The 17146-nt window shown below is 63.0% G+C and carries 19 protein-coding genes; 12 read left to right on the top strand and 7 right to left on the bottom strand.

The window, feature by feature from the left end:
- Positions 1–112: 112 nt before the first annotated feature.
- From ACF8FG_RS01275 to ACF8FG_RS01265, 3 genes are read left to right on the top strand one after another with little or no spacing between them, the layout of a single operon-like run.
- Positions 113–562 (top strand): YcgN family cysteine cluster protein, encoded by a 450-nt coding sequence (locus ACF8FG_RS01275; protein ID WP_070383560.1) that lies wholly within the window; start codon positions 113–115, stop codon positions 560–562.
- Between the two features lie 41 nt (positions 563–603).
- The gene (locus tag ACF8FG_RS01270; RefSeq protein ID WP_014590032.1) at positions 604–1812 is read left to right on the top strand and encodes a hypothetical protein; all 1209 of its coding nucleotides are present in this window, start codon (positions 604–606) and stop codon (positions 1810–1812) included.
- A gap of 2 nt (positions 1813–1814) precedes the next feature.
- Entirely contained in the window at positions 1815–2033 is a 219-nt protein-coding gene (locus ACF8FG_RS01265; RefSeq protein WP_119714074.1) for an aldehyde dehydrogenase family protein, read from the top strand.
- A gap of 64 nt (positions 2034–2097) precedes the next feature.
- Here ACF8FG_RS01265 and ACF8FG_RS01260 read toward each other — a convergent pair whose 3' ends face one another.
- Positions 2098–2568, bottom strand: coding sequence for an RNA methyltransferase (locus ACF8FG_RS01260; RefSeq protein ID WP_014590033.1), 471 nt, complete (start codon positions 2566–2568; stop codon positions 2098–2100).
- A 71-nt stretch (positions 2569–2639) separates the two neighbouring features.
- On the bottom strand, positions 2640–3011 hold the full coding sequence (locus ACF8FG_RS01255) for a YajD family HNH nuclease (RefSeq protein WP_003254676.1): 372 nt from the start codon (positions 3009–3011) through the stop codon (positions 2640–2642).
- Between the two features lie 132 nt (positions 3012–3143).
- Here ACF8FG_RS01255 and ACF8FG_RS01250 point away from each other — a divergent pair, with 132 nt between their 5' ends.
- Complete coding sequence (locus tag ACF8FG_RS01250; protein ID WP_014590034.1) at positions 3144–3422, top strand: hypothetical protein; 279 nt, start codon at positions 3144–3146, stop codon at positions 3420–3422.
- Between the two features lie 196 nt (positions 3423–3618).
- On the opposite strand, the gene ACF8FG_RS01245 is transcribed toward ACF8FG_RS01250, so the two are convergent.
- Positions 3619–5661 carry a S9 family peptidase gene (locus ACF8FG_RS01245; RefSeq protein ID WP_119714073.1) on the bottom strand — a complete coding sequence of 681 codons (2043 nt, stop codon included), beginning with the start codon at positions 5659–5661 and terminating at the stop codon, positions 3619–3621.
- Positions 5662–5860: 199 nt separating this feature from the next.
- On the opposite strand from ACF8FG_RS01245, the gene ACF8FG_RS01240 reads away from it, so the two are divergent.
- The 3 genes from ACF8FG_RS01240 to ACF8FG_RS01230 are packed head-to-tail and all read left to right on the top strand — an operon-like array spanning position 5861 to position 7677.
- A complete protein-coding gene (locus ACF8FG_RS01240; RefSeq protein ID WP_019436812.1) occupies positions 5861–6358 on the top strand; it encodes a hypothetical protein in 498 nt (165 codons plus the stop codon).
- 14 nt (positions 6359–6372) lie between these two features.
- Positions 6373–7146, top strand: coding sequence for a class II glutamine amidotransferase (locus ACF8FG_RS01235; protein ID WP_014590037.1), 774 nt, complete (start codon positions 6373–6375; stop codon positions 7144–7146).
- A gap of 9 nt (positions 7147–7155) precedes the next feature.
- On the top strand, positions 7156–7677 hold the full coding sequence (locus ACF8FG_RS01230; protein WP_014590038.1) for a DUF2937 family protein: 522 nt from the start codon (positions 7156–7158) through the stop codon (positions 7675–7677).
- A 134-nt stretch (positions 7678–7811) separates the two neighbouring features.
- Here the strand turns inward: ACF8FG_RS01230 and ACF8FG_RS01225 are convergent, their stop codons facing one another.
- Positions 7812–8723 (bottom strand): LysR family transcriptional regulator, encoded by a 912-nt coding sequence (locus ACF8FG_RS01225; RefSeq protein WP_003254668.1) that lies wholly within the window; start codon positions 8721–8723, stop codon positions 7812–7814.
- A gap of 130 nt (positions 8724–8853) precedes the next feature.
- On the opposite strand from ACF8FG_RS01225, the gene ACF8FG_RS01220 reads away from it, so the two are divergent.
- Genes ACF8FG_RS01220 through ACF8FG_RS01205 form a run of 4 tightly spaced genes read left to right on the top strand, consistent with a single transcriptional unit; the run spans position 8854 to position 12526 of the window.
- Positions 8854–10140, top strand: a complete 1287-nt coding sequence (locus ACF8FG_RS01220; RefSeq protein WP_010955247.1) for an MFS transporter — start codon at positions 8854–8856, stop codon at positions 10138–10140.
- Between the two features lie 9 nt (positions 10141–10149).
- Entirely contained in the window at positions 10150–10926 is a 777-nt protein-coding gene (locus ACF8FG_RS01215) for a 5-oxoprolinase subunit PxpA (protein WP_019436814.1), read from the top strand.
- Positions 10926–11612, top strand: a complete 687-nt coding sequence (gene pxpB, locus ACF8FG_RS01210; RefSeq protein WP_014590041.1) for a 5-oxoprolinase subunit PxpB — start codon at positions 10926–10928, stop codon at positions 11610–11612. Before ACF8FG_RS01215 ends, pxpB begins: the two co-directional genes overlap by 1 nt.
- A complete protein-coding gene (locus tag ACF8FG_RS01205; RefSeq protein WP_014590042.1) occupies positions 11609–12526 on the top strand; it encodes a biotin-dependent carboxyltransferase family protein in 918 nt (305 codons plus the stop codon). The genes pxpB and ACF8FG_RS01205 overlap by 4 nt, the downstream gene beginning before the upstream one ends.
- Positions 12527–12592: 66 nt before the next feature.
- On the opposite strand, the gene ACF8FG_RS01200 is transcribed toward ACF8FG_RS01205, so the two are convergent.
- From ACF8FG_RS01200 to ACF8FG_RS01190, 3 genes are all read right to left on the bottom strand, one after another.
- Complete coding sequence (locus ACF8FG_RS01200) at positions 12593–13771, bottom strand: VWA domain-containing protein (protein ID WP_010955243.1); 1179 nt, start codon at positions 13769–13771, stop codon at positions 12593–12595.
- A 13-nt stretch (positions 13772–13784) separates the two neighbouring features.
- Positions 13785–14630 carry a MoxR family ATPase gene (locus tag ACF8FG_RS01195; protein ID WP_003254658.1) on the bottom strand — a complete coding sequence of 282 codons (846 nt, stop codon included), beginning with the start codon at positions 14628–14630 and terminating at the stop codon, positions 13785–13787.
- 201 nt (positions 14631–14831) lie between these two features.
- Entirely contained in the window at positions 14832–15905 is a 1074-nt protein-coding gene (locus tag ACF8FG_RS01190) for a DUF748 domain-containing protein (protein ID WP_076402671.1), read from the bottom strand.
- A 133-nt stretch (positions 15906–16038) separates the two neighbouring features.
- Between ACF8FG_RS01190 and cysK the strand changes: the two genes are divergently transcribed.
- Positions 16039–17013, top strand: a complete 975-nt coding sequence (cysK, locus tag ACF8FG_RS01185) for a cysteine synthase A (protein ID WP_070383563.1) — start codon at positions 16039–16041, stop codon at positions 17011–17013.
- Positions 17014–17146 lie beyond the last annotated feature (133 nt).

Genomic DNA, 17146 nt, shown 5'->3' with positions numbered 1-17146 from the left:
CGCTACTGCGTGCCGTCGCGACTGACAAGCGGTCTGGATTTGCCGAAGGCCAGGCTCTAGACTGGCGCCGCCGCGCGCCGTGGCCCCAAGATGAAGGCAGGAACCCTGTGTGATGATCGCTGAAAACGCGCCGTTCTGGCGGCGCAAGACCCTCGAAGAGCTCAGCCAGCAAGAGTGGGAGTCGCTGTGCGATGGCTGCGGCCTGTGCTGCCTGCAAAAGCTCGAGGACGAAGACGACAACAGCGTCTATTACACGCGCATCGCCTGCAAATTGCTGGACCTTGATACGTGCCAGTGCAGCGACTACCCCAACCGCTTCGCCCAAGTGCCAGACTGCATCCAGCTTACCCCGGGCAAGGCCGACCAGTTCAAGTGGCTGCCGAGTACCTGCGGTTACCGTCTGGTCAGTGAGGGCAAGGATTTGCCGGCTTGGCATCACCTGGTCTGTGGCGACCGGCAACAGGTTCATGAACAGCGCATTTCCCAGTCGGGGCGTATGCTCAGTGAACACGATGTGCACGAAGACGACTGGGAAGACCACCTGATCTTTCGCGCCAGCTGACCGGCGCGGCCCGCTGCCTCGGGGAAACAAGGAGTTTCTGTATGCGTTGCCAGCTGTTGTTGCTGTTGGGCCTGATGGCCAGTTCGCCGGCCTGGGCGAAAAAGGTCGACCTCGACTACCAGGTGCGCCTTCTGCCTGCCAGTGGCCAGGCCGAGGTCCGCGTTACATTGGCTGAAGGCAGCGCCGTGCGCAGCCTGGACTTCGACCTGGGCAAGGCTGGGGCCTACAGCGGCTTCCAGGCTGATGGGCAATGGCAGCTGAAGGGGCAGCGTGGCATATGGCAGCCAGCGGCCGGCAAGACCAGCCTTAGCTACCGCGTGCAGCTGGACCAGAAGCTGGCCAGCGGCGCCTATTCATCACGTGTCACCCCGCACTGGGCACTGTTCCTCGGCGACCAGCTGATACCCCCTGCGCGCCTCGACCAGCAGGATGGTACCGAGCTGGTGGCGCGCCTGGCTTTCGACCTGCCCGAGGGCTGGAAGAGCATCGAAACGTCCTGGCCGCGCATCGGCAAGGGGAAGTTTCGCATCGACAACGTGTCGCGCCTGTTCGATCGCCCGACCGGCTGGATGCTTGCCGGCGACCTGGGCAGCCGCCGCGCCCGCCTGGGCGAGACCGAAGTGACCGTGGCCGCGCCGGTGGGGCAGGGCATGCGGCGCATGGACAGCCTGACCTTGCTCACATTCGTCTGGCCACAACTACAAGCTGTGTTCCCGCGTAACCCGCCCAAGCTGCTGTTGGTCGGGGCGCGTGACGGCATGTGGCGAGGGGCTATGGCTGCGCAGGGCTCGTTGTACCTGAACAGTGCCCGGCCCATGGTCAGCGAAAACGGCAATAGCCCGTTGCTGCGCGAATTGGTGCAACTGTTCGCGCAGATTCACGGGCGTGACGGCAGTGACTGGCTGGTAGAGAGCCTGACCGATTATTACGCCAACGAATTGCTACGCCGCTCGGGCGGGATGAGTGATGACCGCTACCAGGTCTGGCAGGCGCGTCTGAGCAAGCAGGGCGCCAAGGTCAACCGGCTCAAGGGTGAACGCGCAAGCCCGGCCCAGGTGGCCCGCGGCGTGATGCTGTTGCAAGCGCTGGACAAGGAAATCCGCATTCACACCCAGGCCAAACGTTCGTTGGACGATGTGGTACGTGGGCTGATGCGCCTGCCCAGCGTCAGTACTGAAGACTTCGTACAGATCAGCGAGAACGTGCTGGGGCGGCGTTCCGATGTGCTGCAGAGCAAGGTGCTGCACTAGGCATCCCTGCGCCTGACAATCGGCAGGGCGGCATCGTCTGCAAGTCGCATTTCAAGCGTATCAAGTCGTACCTGGAATACACCGCGGAGCAGAAACTCAGCATTGTTCACGGGGCGAAACCGAGGAGGGGGAGCGTGCAGCCAACCATCCTCGGCAACGTTGATTGCGACAACCCATGGTTTGTCGAGGCAATGTTCGGCCCGGTTTCGGTGCTGTTCTGACGGAGCTCAGCACTCGGTCGCCCTGTGTTGGCAGGTCTGTCCTGTTGCCGCAGTGGCGGCCTTTCTATTTGAACTTGGGCCCCGAACGGGTATTCAGCCCCTTGGCCATGCGGTCATACAGCACCACATTCACCGTCGCTGCCAGGTTCATGCAGCCCTCGGTCGGGATGTAGATAGTCTCTTCACACCATCCCCGCACCTCTTCGCTCAACGAACCATCCTCTGGCCCGAAGATGTAAATGGCCCGGTCCGGATGGGTGTAATCCGGCAATGGTCGCGCTCCCTCCACCAGTTCTACCGCCACGGGCGTGCAGCCCAGCGGGATAATGCGCTGTAGGTCGTCGATGCCGATCAGCGGGATGTCGTAGTGCACGCGCTTGGTGTCGGTGACGAAGTCACGTGCGCGTTCATAGCGTTTGCCCGTGTAGAACACCGAATTGACGCCATAGCAGCCCGCTGCGCGCATCACAGAGCCGACGTTTTCTGCCGACTTGGGGTTGAACAGGCCGATGCAGCTGTATCGTTTGTTTGCCACGTACCGGGGCCCTTCGCGAAAAAAGCGCGATTATACGGGCTGCCCGGTAGCAGCGGGGGGCGAATCGATGGTCAGTCTTTCTTCAGCATGCCCGCCAGCCCGGCAAACGGGTTGTGCGTAGCCTTGGCAATGCTCGGGGTGCTGGTGGAGCCTTCACTGAAGTACTGCTGGTCGGTGTAGCGCGAGTGTTCGTTGTCGTGGCAGTACAGGCACAGCAGCTCCCAGTTGGAGCCGTCCTGAGGATTGTTGTCGTGGTTGTGGTCACGGTGATGCACGGTCAGCTCGCTCAGGCGCTTGCCAGCGAACTCGCGGGCGCAGCGACCGCACACGTGCGGGTACATTCTCAGGGCCTTGTCGCGGTAGCCCATTTCCTTGTCGCGCTTGGCATCGGCCAGGATGCGGTCGAGGCGCGCGGTAGCGGCGGCAGAAGAGGTGGAGCTCATGGTGTTTCCTTTGTTCTGATCAGGCAGGTGACGGTTATGCCATTGAGTCTAGCGCGCTTGCAGGTCCGGCGGACAGGCGAAAGCGTTGATTTAGGCGTAGCCTGTAGAAAGGTTCCCGACAGGAGGTTGCTGATGTTTCACGCGATCCTCGCCGCTCTGGTGATGGCTGGCCTGCCCCTGGCAGAAGCTGCCAGCCCGCCACCCAGGCTCACGCCGCCAGTACCCGGCGCGCCCGGTACGCCGACGCCTACGCCATACCCGCAGATTACCCCGAGTACGCCGCCCAAGGCTTATGACAGCCAGCCGGGGGCGCCCTTGTTGCCGCCGATGCCAGTGCCCGGCCCGCCGAAGGATCAGCCATTGCCCGGGTTGCGGCAGGACCCGCCGAAGCCGGTTGTGGAGGATGATTGACGGGCGGTAGCTGGGGGCGTTTGGGGCTGCTTTGCAGCCCATCGCGACGCAAGGCCGCTCCCACAGGTTGGACTGGATTCCGCGCTGTGGACTGCACCCCAGAAGATGGACAGATGTCCAACATCTGGGGTGTAGTCCACTGTCCTGTGGGAGCGGCCTTGTGTCGCGAAAGGGGCGCAACGCGCCCCCAGCTCTCTCAAAGGATACCCAGCTCGCCAAACACGAACGCATACTCCAGGGCCACATCCTTCAACCCTTGGTACCGCCCGCTCATCCCGCCATGCCCAGCCCCCATCTCGGTCTTGAGCAGCAGCAGGTTGTTGTCAGTCTTGAGTGTGCGCAACTTCGCCACCCATTTGGCTGCCTCCCAATACTGCACGCGGCTGTCGTTGTAGCCCGCCACCACCAGCATCGCCGGGTAGGCCTGCGCTTTCAGATTCTCGTACGGCGCATAAGCCTTGATCCGTTCATACACCTCCGGCTCCTCAGGGTTGCCCCATTCGTCGTACTCGGTCACGGTCAGCGGCAGCTCCGGGTCGAGCATGGTGTTGAGCACGTCGACGAATGGCACTTCGGCAATGGCGCAGCGGAACAGCTCAGGGCGCAGGTTGAGCACCGCGCCGATCAGCAGGCCGCCGGCGCTGCCACCACTGATGGCCAGGCGGTCGGCGGCAGTCACGCCCTGGCTGATCAGGTGCTCGGCGCAGGCGATGAAGTCGCTGAACGTGTTGTGCTTGTGCTCCTGCTTGCCGGCACGGTACCAGGCCTCCCCCAGTTCGCCACCACCACGCACGTGGGCGATGGCGAAGGCCACGCCGAGCTCCAGCAGGCTCAGGCGCGCATGTGAGAACCAGGGATCGAGGCTTTCGCCATAGGCGCCATAGCCGTACAGGTACAGTGGCACCGTCTTGCCCAGGTCCTGGCGGCGGCGTACCAGGCTGATCGGCACCTGGGTGCCGTCCGCTGCGGTTGCCCACAGGCGCTCACTGACATAGTCATCGGCATCGAATGCACCCAGCACCGGGGTTTGCTTGAGCACCACCTGGGCGCCCGTGGGCAACGCCAGCTGGCGCACCTGGGCCGGGCGGTTGAGTGCTTCGTAGCGCAAGCGTATGCGAGTGCTGGCAAATTCCAGGCTGTCCTGCACGTAAAGGTTGTAGGCGGCGTCTGGCAAGTCGACGCGGTAGGCCGGCAAGCCCTGCGGGCGTACTTCGATGATCGGCAGGCCGCCTTCGCGCAGGCTCAGGGTGAGGGCGCCGGTGTTCAGGCTGAGGCCTTCGAGCATGACCGCATCGCGGTGCGCCACCAGCACCTGCCACTGTTCGCGGCTTGGCACTGGCGCGACTGGTGCGTGGTACAGGGCGAAGTTGATGCCATCCTGGTTGGTGCGGATGAACCAGCGCCACTGGCCGTCGAGTTGGCCGTGGTCGGGGAAGTATTCGTGGCCTTCGACGCGCGGCGCCAGGCAGGTGAACGGCGCCTGCGGGGTTTCGGCGTCCAGTACCCAGGCCTCACTGGTGGTCTTGCTGTTCAGCAGCAGCACCAGCTGGCGCTCGGAACTGGTGCGGTAGCAGTGCAGAAAGAAACGCCCGTCCGGCTCTTCGAACACGGTGTGTGCGGCGTCTGTGCCCAAGGTGTGGCGACGCAGGCGCCATGGGCGGTGGGTGTCGTCCAGTTCTGCGAAGAATAGCGTCTGGCTGTCGTTGGCCCAGGTCAGGCTACCGTCGCAGTCGTCGAAGGGCAGGGTAGTGACACGGCCACTGGTCAGGTCTTTGACGTACAGGGTATAGATTTCGTCGCCGCTGGTGTCGAGGCTGTAGGCCAGCAGGCGGTGGTCAGGGCTGATGTTGAACGCGCCGAGGGAGAGGAAGCCGCCGTTGGCCAGGACGTTGGGGTCGAGCAGCAGTTGCTCCTGGCTTTCATCGACGGTGTTCGAGTCGTCGGCCGGACGTGGGCAGCGGTAGTGACGCGGGTATTCGTCACCGGCGGTGGTACGGGTGTAGTACAGGTAGGGGCCCCAAGGCGCCGGCAATGACAGGTCGGTCTCCAGGATGCGGCCCTTGATTTCTTCGAACAGTCGCTCACGCAACGGTGCCTGGTCGGCCAGGCAGGCTTCCTGGTAGGCGTTTTCAGCTTGCAGGTAAGCGAGTACCTCGGGGGTATCGCGCTGTTGCAGCCAGGCATACGGGTCGGTGGCCTGGTCGGCTTGGGCAATCGGGGGTTGGGGCTTGGTTGGCATTGAAGGTCTCTTGATTGGAGTTGCCTGTGCCGGCCTCTTCGCGGGTAAACCCGCTCCTACAGGGTCGCACCGTTCCCAAGTCCGTCGCAGATCGTGTAGGAGCGGGTTTACCCGCGAAGAGGCCGGCACAGGCAAACACTGTCTGCGCCCGGAAAAGTGTTTATCATAGGCATCTCTTTGCCTGGCTTGCACGAACACCATGACCGAGAACGACTACACCTTCGCCTGGGGCTTGTACGCAGTAGCCGCCTTAGGGTGCCTGCTGGTGGGCTTCAAGCTCACCGGCTGGATGTGGCGCTGGCTGCGCGAACCGCTACGGGTGGTGCTGGCGGTGCTGCTGCTGACCCCGACCATCGTCGACCCGGTCAAGGACAGCTTCGCCCCTGCAATCGCCATCACTGCGCTGGATGTCGCTTTCAAGGTCGGCAACAACGCCTGGCGCGCTGTGTCCGACTTCGCCATGTACGGCATGATCGCCTTCGGCCTTTACTTCCTCTTCGTGCTGCTGCGCTGGCCGCTGGAAAAGCGCGCGCACGCACGCCGTGAGCAGGCCGAAGCCGCCGCCAGGCGTCAGCGGGCCGAGGATGACCAGCTCGGCACCCAGGCGCCGCTGGCTGCCGAGCGTAGCGACCGTTACCGTGACGACTTGCCGCCAGCCGCTGCGCGTGGCACAGGCCGGGTCGAGCCTCGTCTGTAAACGGAGACACGCCTATGTGCGAACTGCTGGGCATGAGTGCCAACGTCCCTACCGACATCGTTTTCAGCTTCACCGGCCTGATGCAGCGGGGCGGGCGTACCGGCCCGCACCGTGACGGCTGGGGGATTGGCTTTTACGAAGGCCGCGGCCTGCGCCTGTTCCAGGACCCGGCCGCGAGCAGCGAGTCGGAAGTGGCCAACCTCGTGCAGCGCTACCCGATCAAAAGCGAAGTGGTGATCGGTCATATCCGTCAGGCCAACGTCGGCAGGGTGTGCCTGTCCAATACCCACCCGTTCGTGCGGGAAATGTGGGGCCGCAACTGGTGCTTCGCGCACAACGGCCAGTTGGGTGACTTCAAGGGCCTGGCCAGTTTCTACCGGCCAGTGGGCGACACCGACAGCGAAGCGGCCTTCTGCGACCTGCTCAACCGCATCCGCAGCGCCTTCCCCGAACCGGTGCCGGTGGAACAGCTGCTGCCAGTGCTGGTCGATGCCTGTGCCGGCTACCGTGGTCAGGGCGTGTTCAACTGCATGCTCAGCGATGGCGACTGGCTGTTCTGCTTTTGCTCGACCAAGCTGGTGCACATTACCCGCCGTGCGCCATTCGGTGCCGCACGGTTGAAGGATGTCGACCTGATCGTCGATTTTCATACCGAAACCACCCCCAACGACGTGGTCACGGTGATTGCCACCGAGGCCCTGACCGAGAACGAGACCTGGCACCGCTACGCGCCGGGTCAGTGGGCCCTGTGGCGGCACGGAGAGTGCGTGGCGCACGGCCAGAGCTAAGGACGCTGCATGTTCAGAAGTTACCTGCGATTGCTGTTGTTCACCTTCGGCCTGCTGGCCGGTATCCAGGTCCCGGGGCTGGTCAAGGACTATAGCCTGCGGGTCGAGGCGCACCTGTTCGAATCGCGCGAGGCGCTCGATGGGTTCCGGCAAACGGCCGAGCGCTTTTTCAAGGGCGACTTGCAGGCGCTGCTGCAGCACTACCGCAGCAGCGACGATCCGGTGTTCAACAGTGACGCCAACAGCATCGAAAGCCTGATGATCCGCAACGAATTGCTGGAAAACGAATGGCAGGTGCTGCAAGGGTCATGGGCCGAGCGTACCTGGCATGTGCTGGTACAGGCCGACCCGCAGTTACGTGAAGAAACCCTCAATGGCTACAGCTACCAGATTCTGCTGGTGCCCGAGGCGATTGGCTGGGGTGTGGGTGCCGGTTTTGTGCTGGCCTTTGTGGTCGAAAGCCTGTTGTTGGGGATTGGCTGGCTGATCCTGGGCGGGCGGCGCAGGGTGGTGAAAGAGAGCTGGCGCTAAGTTCTGCTGTACCTGTACCGGCCCTTTCGCGGGCTTGCCCGCTCCCCCAGGTACAACCTGGCCCGCCAGGCCTGTGATGATCCTGTGGGAGCGGGCGAGCCCGCGAAAGGGCCGGTACAGGCAAAGACTGTTGGTCAGACCAGCACAATCCGCTGCCCCCCCACATCCCGCGCATACCGCTCCAACACCTGCCGGCAAACCCCAACCACCTCATCGACCAACGCCACCCCGGTCTGCCACGCCACCACCAGCTCAAGGCTCGGCGGCGGCTGCAACCCTTCCAGCAGCACCAGCTCGCCCCGGCCCAACTCGGCATCCACCAGCGCCGGCGGTAGCGCGCCAATGCCAAAGCCGTCGCGCAACAGCCGGGTAATCGCCGCCACCGAGTTCACACAATTCAACCGTGGTGCCTCTGCCCCCGCAGCCTGCAGCAAGCTCAGCACCTCCTGGTGCGGCCGTGAATTCTTCGAGAAGGTGATGATGCGCTCGCGCCCAAGTTCGGCCAGCGACGCATAGTCCCGGTGCTGGTGGGCGCCTGCGGCCACCACCCAGCCCATTGGGTAGCGCGCCAGGTCTAGGCTGCGGATCGATTGCTCGCGCAGCAAGTCGGTCTGCAAAATCACGTCCAGAAAGCCCTTCTGCAGCTGCTCGCGCAAGTTCAGCGCGGTGTCGGCCACCAGTTCGATTTCCACCTGCGGGTAGCGCTCGGTCAGCTCCGCCACCAGCGCGCTCATCCAGGTGTGGATCACAGTATCCATCACCCCGATGCGAATGCGCCCGACCTTGGCCCGGTCGCTGTCCAGCGACTGCTTCATGGCCTTGGCGGTTTCCAGCATGCGTTCGGCGTATTCCAGCACCTTGCCGCCTTCCGGGGTCAGGCTGACGCCGCGGGAGTCGCGCAGCAGCAGTTTCACGCCCAGGTCGGCCTCCAGTGCGGCAATGCGGCTGGATACCGAAGCCTGGGTGGTGAACAGCTTTTCTGCCGTCAGGCGGAAGCTCTTCAGCCGGGCGACCCAGACGAAGGTTTCGAGGAAGCGAAGGTTCATGATCAGTTTTTCTTGTTCCAGACCGGCGGTTTTTTTCGTTGGACGCAGGCGAGGCGGCCTCTGAACAATGGCGCCCAGGCCGCGACGCTTCATGTCGCCCATAAAACAATACCAACAAGCCGAGGCATCCATGAACCCCACCGGCGTGCAGCAGCAGGTCAGTACCCTCCCTTCGTCCGGGCCTTTCGCCTGGTACCGCGACATCGACAAACAGCAACGACGTACCTTCTGGAGTTGCAAGATTGGCTATGGCCTGGACGGCATGGACACACAGATGCTCAGTTTCGTCATCCCTACGCTGATCATGCTGTGGGGTATCACCACCACTGAAGCCGGGTTGATCCACACCAGCACGCTGATCGCCTCGGCTGTAGGAGGCTGGGTGGCCGGTATCCTCTCCGACCGCATCGGCCGGGTGCGTACCCTGCAACTGACGGTGTTGTGGTTCGCCTTCTTCACCTTCCTGTGTGGCTTCGCTCAGAACTACGAGCAATTGCTGATTGCCCGAACCCTGATGGGCTTTGGCTTCGGTGGCGAGTGGACCGCCGGTGCAGTGTTGATCGGCGAGGTGATCCGCGCCCAGGACCGCGGCAAGGCGGTGGGCATGGTGCAGTCCGGCTGGGCAATCGGCTGGGGCCTCACGGCCATCCTCTATGCGCTGCTGTTCTCCTGGCTGCCGGCAGAGCAGGCCTGGCGTGCGTTGTTCCTGCTGGGGCTGGTACCGGCAATCTTCGTGATCTTCGTTCGCCGCCTGGTCAAGGACCCTGAGGTCTATCGTAAGGCCAAGGCAGTGGAAAACGCCGAGGCACCTTCGCGCTTCTACGAAATCTTCGCCCCGGGCATGCTCTGGACCACCGTGCGGGCATCCCTGCTGACCACCGGCGCGCTCGGCGGTTACTACGCCATCACCTCGTGGCTGCCAACCTTCCTGAAGAACGAACGCGGCCTGAGTGTGCTGGGCACGGGTGGCTATCTGGCCATGGTGATCGTCGGCTCGTACATGGGCTATGTGGTCAGTGCTTATCTGTCCGACCTGCTGGGGCGCAAGAAGAACTTCATCCTGTTCGCCGTGGGCTCTTTCGTCATTGTGCTGTTGTACACGCAGATGCCGGTCAGCGATGGCGTGATGCTGTGGCTGGGCCTCCCGTTGGGCTTCTTCGCCTCGGGTATCTTCAGCGGCATGGGGGCGTTTCTGACCGAACTGTTCCCCACGCGCATTCGGGGTTCGGGGCAGGGCTTCTGTTACAACATCGGCAAGGTCATTGCCGCGCTGTTTCCGTTGATGATTGGCATGCTCGGCCAGAACGTTCCGCTGGGTTTGGGCATCGGCGTGTTTTCTGCGGTGTCCTACGGCATTGTGATCGTGGCGGCCTTGAGCTTGCCGGAAACACGCGGCAAACAGCTGCAGGCGCGGTAAGGTAGGCATATGCACAACGACAAGGGAGATTGCGTGGTGGAACGCCTGCTACTCAATTGCGACATGGGCGAGAGTTTTGGCAGCTGGCGCATGGGCCTGGATGCCGAGGTCATGCCTTACATCGATTGCGCCAACATCGCCTGCGGCTACCACGCCGGCGACCCCGGCATCATGCGCCGCACCGTGGCCCTGGCGCTGGAGCACGGGGTGACTATCGGCGCTCATCCGGCCTACCCGGACCTGGTCGGCTTCGGCCGCCGCTCCATGGCCTGCAGCCCGGAAGAAGTCCGTGACCTGCTGCATTATCAGATCGGTGCGCTGGATGGCATCTGCAAAGTGCTGGGTGGTCGCGTGGCCTATGTGAAGCCGCATGGCGCGCTGTACAACGACATGATGGCCGACCCGCTCAAGTTGCGTACCGTGCTGGAGGCCGTAGCGGCCTATGACAGCAACCTGCCATTGATGCTGATGGCCACCGCCGACAACCGTGCCGCCCAGGCACTGGGCGATGAAATCGGCGTGCCGCTGTGGTTCGAGGCGTTCGCAGACCGCGCATACACCGCCAGCGGCCATCTGCTGTCGCGGCGCCTGCCGGGTGCGGTGCATCACGACCCGGCGCGGGTGGTGGAGCAGGCGGTGCGTCTGGCCCGAGGCGAAACGCTATTGGCTGACGATGGCAGTGCCTTGCAGCTTGCCGCCAGCACCCTCTGCGTGCATGGCGACAACGACAGTTCGGTGGCGGCGGTGCGGCAGATTCGCCAAGCCCTCGATGGGCTGGAGGTGTGATGAAGCCGCGAATCGAAGTGGTCGCCATCGACAGCCTGATGGTACGCCTGTTCGACCGTATCGATGAGGCCAACATGCCATGGATGCTCGCCGCCAGCCGGTGCTTGAGCGCGGCGTTCGGCGAGCATTTGCTGGACCTGGTGCCGTCCTATACCACGCTGATGGTGCAGTCTGCCCTGCCGCCAGGCGAAGCCAGGGCGCGAATCGCTCAGGCGCTGGAGGGCTTGCAGCCTGACACCGGCAGTGGCGGCCGCCGACACGAGATCCCGGTGTGGTATGACGTCAGTGTCGGCCCCGAGCTGCCTGTGCTGGCGGCACGCAGCGGCTTGAGTGAAGCCGAGATTGTTCGCTTGCACGGTGAACGTGATTACCCGGTGTTTGCCCTGGGCTTCGCGCCTGGTTTCGGCTTCATGGGCCTGGTCGACGAGCGCCTGGCCAGCCCTCGTCTGAGTACCCCGCGCAAGCGCGTGGCGGCGGGCAGCGTGGGTATTGCCGAGCGCCAGACGGCGGCCTACCCGGCAGTATCGCCGGGTGGCTGGAACCTGATCGGGCGCACCCCGGTGCGGTTGTTCGACCGTGAACGTGAGGGTTACAGCCTCTTGCAACCCGGTGACCGTGTGCGCTTCGTGCCGGTTTCGCGCAGCGAATTCCTGGCCATGGGTGGTGATGTGGAGGCGCAGGGATGAAGCAGTTGATGATCGAGGCCAGTACGCCGTTGTGCCAGTTACAGGATGCCGGGCGCTTTGGCGTGCGCCACCTTGGCGTGACCCAGGGCGGGGCGCTGGACTGGGTGGCGATGCACTGGGCCAACTGGCTGCTGGGCAACCCGTTGGGGGCGCCGGTGGTCGAGGTGGCGCTGGGTGGTTTTTGCGTGGTGGCCGAACAGGATTGCGTGCTGGCCCTGGCCGGTGCCGACCTGGATGCGTGTGTCGATGATCAGCCCCTGGCGCCATGGCGCAGCTTTGCCCTGGCCAAGGGGCAGCGCTTGACCCTGAAGCAGCCCAAAGTCGGTGTGCGGGCGTATTTGGCGGCACCGGGTGGGTTTCTGGGCGAGGATGTACTGGGCAGCTGTGCCACCGTGGTACGTGAAGCACTGGGTGGCATCGATGGCCAGGGTGCTGCGCTGGCTAAACACCAGGCATTGGCTTTTACCGGTGGCAATGCCCCCCTGCGCGAAGTGCCGCAAGCGTTGTGCCCGCAGTTCGCCCAAAAGCCGGTGCTGGACCTGGTGATGGGCGCGCAGATCGGTGAATTCAGCGGTACCAGCTTGTTCGAGGCATTCAACCGGGAGTGGACGCTGGACAGCCGGGCCGACCGCATGGGCATCCGGTTGTTAGGGCCGCAGCTGGTGTACCAAGGCGCGCCGATGATCTCCGAAGGGATCCCGCTGGGGGCGGTACAGGTGCCGCCGGACGGGCAGCCGATCGTATTGCTCAATGACCGGCAGACCATTGGTGGGTACCCGCGGCTGGGCGCGCTGACGCCGCTGGCGCTGGCGCAACTGGCGCAGTGCATGCCGGGGGCGGTGGTGCGGTTCAGGGCGGTGGTGCAGGACGAGGCCTGGCGAGAGCAGCAGGATTACCTGAACCGTTGGCGGTAGAGCGGGCGGCCTCTTCGCGGGTGAACCCGCTCCTACACACGTGCTGTGCATGCCTTGACGGCGATGTTACTTGGACAGGTAGCGCATCCCGTCCTCCAACCCTTGCAGGGTCAGCGGATACATCTTGTCCTCGATCAGGTCGCGCACCAGATGGGTCGAGGCGGTGTACTCCCAGGCCTGCTTGGGGTACGGGTTGATCCAGATGACCTTCCTGAACTTTTCCATGAAACGCTGGATCCACACATACCCGGCTTCTTCGTTCCAGTGCTCCACGCTGCCACCCGGCTGGGTGATCTCGTAGGGCGCCATGGCCGCGTCACCGACGAACACCACCTTGTAGTCATCGCCGTACTTGTGCAGCAGGTCGAAGGTGGAAAAACGTTCGGACGTGCGGCGCAGGTTGTTCTTCCACACCGACTCATAAACGCAATTGTGGAAATAGTAATACTCCAGGTGCTTGAACTCGGTCTTGCAGGCCGAGAACAGCTCTTCGCAGACTTTGACGTGGGCATCCATCGAACCGCCAATGTCGAACAGCAACAGCAGCTTCACGGTGTTGCGCCGCTCGGGGCGCATCTGGATGTTCAGCAACCCGGCATCACGCGCGGTGTGGTCGATGGTGCCGTCGATGTCCAGCTCTTCGGCGGCGCCTTCGCGGGCGAACTTGCGCAGCCGGCGCAGGGCCAGCTTGATGTTGCGGGTGCCAAGCTCGACCTGGTCGTCGAGGTTCTTGTACTCGCGTTGGTCCCAGACTTTTACCGCCTTGCCCTGGCGCTTGCCGGCCTCACCAACGCGGATGCCCTCGGGGTTGAAGCCGCCCGAGCCGAATGGGCTGGTGCCGCCGGTACCAATCCACTTGTTGCCGCCAGCGTGGCGTTCCTTCTGCTCTTCGAGGCGCTGCTTGAAGGCCTCGATAAGCTTGTCCAGGCCGCCGAGCGACTGGATCTGCGCGCGTTCTTCATCGGTCAGCGAGCGCTCGAATTCCTTGCGCAGCCAGTCTTCTGGGATCAGTGCCTCAATGTGCCGGTCAAGGTTTTCCAGGCCCTTGAAATAGGCTGCGAAGGCACGGTCGAACTTGTCGAAGTGGCGTTCATCCTTCACCAGGATGGCGCGGGCGAGGTAGTAGAACTCGTCCATGTCGGCGAACACCACGCGCTTTTGCAAGGCCTGGTGCAGGTCGAGCAGTTCACGCACCGAAACCGGCACCTTGGCCGCACGCATCTCATTGAACAGATTGAGCAGCATGGCCCTGCTCCTGTCAGCGGTTGCCGCGCCGGCTCATGAAGGCCAGGCGCTCGAGCAGTTGTACATCCTGCTCGTTTTTTACCAGCGCACCGGCCAGCGGCGGGATGGCCTTGGTCGGATCGCGTTCGCGCAGCACCGCTTCACCGATGTTGTCGGCCATCAGCAGCTTGAGCCAGTCGACCAGCTCGGAGGTGGACGGCTTTTTCTTCAGGCCCGGCACCTTGCGCACGTCGAAGAATACATCCAGCGCCTCGCTGACCAGCGACTGGCTGATGTTCGGGTAGTGCACGTCGACAATCTGCTGCAGGGTAGTGCGGTCGGGGAAGGCGATGTAGTGGAAGAAGCAGCGGCGCAGGAAGGCGTCCGGCAGCTCTTTTTCGTTGTTCGAGGTAATGATGATGATCGGACGCTGTTTGGCCTTGATGGTCTCGTCGATTTCGTAGACGTAGAACTCCATCTTGTCGAGTTCTTGCAGCAGGTCGTTGGGGAATTCGATATCGGCCTTGTCGATTTCGTCGATCAGCAGGATGACCCGCTCGTCGGCCTCGAAGGCCTCCCAGAGCTTGCCCTTTTTCAGGTAGTTGCGCACATCGTGCACCTTGTCCACGCCCAGCTGCGAGTCGCGCAGGCGGCTGACCGCGTCGTACTCATAGAGCCCCTGGTGGGCCTTGGTGGTGGATTTGATGTGCCAGGTGATCAGGCGCGCCCCGAACGAGGCCGCCAACTGCTCGGCGAGCATGGTTTTGCCGGTGCCCGGTTCGCCCTTGACCAACAGCGGGCGTTCGAGGGTAATGGCCGCGTTTACCGCCAGTTTCAGGTCGTCTGTGGCGACGTAGTCGCGGGTGCCTTCGAACTTCATGGGGGGTTGTCCTCTGTTTAGGGCTTTGCGGGCCTCTTCGCGGGTAAACCCGCGCCTAATTAGGTTGTAGGAGCGGGTTTACCCGCGAAGAGGCCCGAACAGGCAGCACATAATCTGGATTTGTTTCCGACTATAACGCGGGGCCAGGCGGCTGCAAACGCAGACCGGGTATTCAGTCCCTGAATGCCCCGTCACGCTGTCTCAGTCAGACTTCGGGGCTGGTTGCTCATAGCGCGCATTGAATGCCTGGACAAACCCGTTGCGCAGGATCTGCAAGAATGCCTCGAAGGCACTGACATCCTGCTTGCGCACACTGCCGCTGAGTTCCACCCGAGTGGCGAACTGGTTTTTCGGCTGGTTCTTCAGCACCGTCTCGGTCGCACCCACCAGTGCCTCCCACACCGAGCGGAAGAAACCCTTGTCCTTTTCCTCGACGTCCTGTTGCCAGTCGAACACGTCGACATCGCGCAGCAGCGGTTTTATGTAGCCGTTCAGCCGGCCGTTTTCTGCCTGGGCCTCGATGACCACGTCACCGTGCCCAGCATTGAAGTCGAATTTGCCGTAGGCGCTGGCAAAGTCATTCAGTTTGCGCAGCTCGATGCCGGTGGCGCGAAGCCTGAATTCGAAGTCGTCGAAATCACTGAAAGGGTCGAAGGTGGCACGGCTTTCTACCTTCGCATCCCCCGCGATGAGCGCCGTACCCTCGAAACTTGCATCGCGACGGCCTTGCTGGTCGCGCACGTTGGTCAGGTTGCGGATGCTGGCGTTCAACCGGGTGGCCTTGAGGTCGACCGGTGGCTTGGAATTGAAGTTGCGGAACGTCAGCACACCATTGTCGATACGCACTTCGTTGAGGGTGATGGGCAGGAGTTTTTCCAGCTGCTGGCGCCAGTCGGTCCCTTGGCCGGTCTGCGACGCCTGTTTGCTACCACCGTCGACAAAATTCAGCTCGGGATGCACGAAGGTCACCTCCGCCACCACTGCCTTGTCGTACCACAACGAATGCCAGCTCACCGAGAGGTCGATCAGTGGTGCGTCGAGAAACGGTACGGGCACCTTGCCGGTGGTCTTGACGATTTTCAGCCCGTTTATCTGATAGGCACCGCGCCACCAGGCCAGGTCCACGTCGGCTACCTGGCCGCGGTAGTCACCCATGTCGGCCAGCTTGTCGTTGAGGTAGTCGCGCACCAGGTAGGGCAGGGCCAGGTGCAGCGCCACCAGCAGCACGATCAGGCTGGCCATGCCGACCAGCGGCCAGCGATAGCGGGCTTTCATGAGGCTGTCTCCAAGGGCGGGATGTGCGGTTGACCGCAACGTGCCGGGCTGAGTTCGAACAGGCTTTACGGGCCACCCCCGCAGGCTTACCCTTGAGGCATTTCCCTGCTTTTTCATGCCAAGGACCCCTGCCATGAGCCGTATCTTTGCAGACAACGCCCACTCCATCGGTAACACGCCGCTGGTGCAGATCAACCGCATCGCCCCGCGCGGTGTGACCATTCTGGCCAAGATCGAAGGGCGCAACCCCGGGTACTCGGTCAAATGCCGCATTGGCGCGAACATGGTCTGGGACGCCGAGAGCAGCGGCAAGCTCAAACCGGGCATGACCATCGTCGAGCCCACCTCGGGCAACACCGGTATCGGCCTGGCTTTCGTCGCCGCCGCCCGCGGCTACAAGCTGATGCTGACCATGCCTGCCTCGATGAGCCTGGAGCGCCGCAAGGTGCTGAAGGCACTAGGCGCCGAGCTGGTATTGACCGATCCGGCCAAGGGCATGAAGGGCGCCATCGAGAAGGCCAACGAAATCGTTGCCTCCGACCCGGAGCAGTACTTCCTGCCGGGCCAGTTCGAAAACCCGGCCAACCCGGCCATTCACGAGAAAACCACCGGCCCTGAGATCTGGAACGACACGGACGGCACCATCGACGTGCTGGTGGCGGGCGTCGGCACTGGCGGTACCATTACTGGCGTGTCGCGTTACATCAAACATACCCAGGGCAAGGCCATCCTGTCGGTGGCAGTGGAGCCTGTGGCATCGCCGCTGATCAGCCAGACCCTGGCCGGCGAAGAACTCAAGCCCAGCCCGCACAAAATCCAGGGCATCGGCGCTGGCTTCGTGCCGAAAAACCTCGACCTGTCGATCGTCGACCAAGTGGTGACGGTGACCGACGAAGAGTCCAAGGCCATGGCGATTCGCCTGATGCAGGAAGAGGGCATCCTTTGTGGTATTTCCTGCGGTGCGGCAATGGCGGCAGCTGTGCGCCTGGCCGAAAAACCGGAAATGCAGGGTAAGACCATCGTCGTAATCCTGCCCGATTCGGGCGAGCGATATTTGTCGAGCATGCTGTTCAGCGACATGTTCAGCGAGCAGGAAAACCAGCAGTAATCGGCCTTGCCGCTGATCCGGCGCAACAATCGGCGGCCTGGTTTATTGCAAAATCTTCATGAATGCGATCCCGCCCGGGTTGTTTTTACCGCGGCGGGATCGGTTTATGATGGCAGGATGATTTTCTGGAGAG

Source organism: Pseudomonas sp. YQ_6 (assembly GCF_043103245.1).
GTDB lineage: Bacteria > Pseudomonadota > Gammaproteobacteria > Pseudomonadales > Pseudomonadaceae > Aquipseudomonas > Aquipseudomonas alloputida.
This window is presented reverse-complemented; position numbering and strand designations above follow the sequence as displayed.